The sequence below is a fragment of the Psychrobacter sp. 1Y4 genome, from assembly GCF_051847555.1.
Genome location: NZ_JBPYDE010000481.1, coordinates 1 through 744 on the forward strand (window position 1 = coordinate 1; position 744 = coordinate 744).

Below are 744 nucleotides of genomic sequence, written 5' to 3' on the forward strand. Positions count from 1 at the left end.
TCGATCAGCTCGCCAGCTAATCTCATTAGCGGCTCGCAACCTTTGCGTTTAATGGCAACGGTCTTGACAAAAGGTACGCCCAGCTCATCGGACAATATCGCTTCATCTACGACCAGACCACGGCTATGTGCCACGTCACTTAGATTGAGTGCGACAATGATCGGTAAGCCTAAGCTTTTGAGCTCAAGTAGCATCCGTAGTGACATACGTAGGTTGGTGGCATCCGCCACAAAAATAATCCCATCAGGGACAGATTCGCCAGGCATTTGACCGAAGAGCACTTTACGAGTGACTTCTTCATCTAGGCTGGCTGTTTTTAAGCTATAAGTTCCGGGCAGGTCCAAAATATTGACATTGCTATGACCAAGCAGAGTAGCACTGCGCTTATCAACGGTAACGCCAGAATAGTTGGCTACCTTGGCTTTGGAGCCTGTTAGCACGTTGAAGGTGGCCGTTTTGCCGCAGTTGGGTGCGCCTACCAAAGCTAATGTGATAGGTGCAGTGCTGGCTTCTATTTGTTGAATGGGTACTGAAATAGATACTGAAGAGGACATAAGCTTATGCATCGCTTCTGGAGGAATGTATATGAGGAAGCTGTTTGGATAAAGCAGAGGATGACTGGGTTATCTGTGCAGATTGATCATGTGTTTTTACGCTGATGTGATGGCGCGGCATTTGATTTTTATCAGCTCATCAGCACGTAAGCTAAACTGAGCGCCCGTACTCAACTGTACGGCATAAGGC

The 744-nt window shown here is 47.6% G+C and carries 1 protein-coding gene; it reads right to left on the bottom strand.

Features of this window, described 5'->3' with window-relative positions; all coding sequences use genetic code 11:
• A partial coding sequence (locus tag ACS8FC_RS17090; protein ID WP_439297665.1) for a FeoB small GTPase domain-containing protein occupies positions 1-554 on the bottom strand: 554 nt, incomplete at its 3' end.
• Positions 555-744 lie beyond the last annotated feature (190 nt).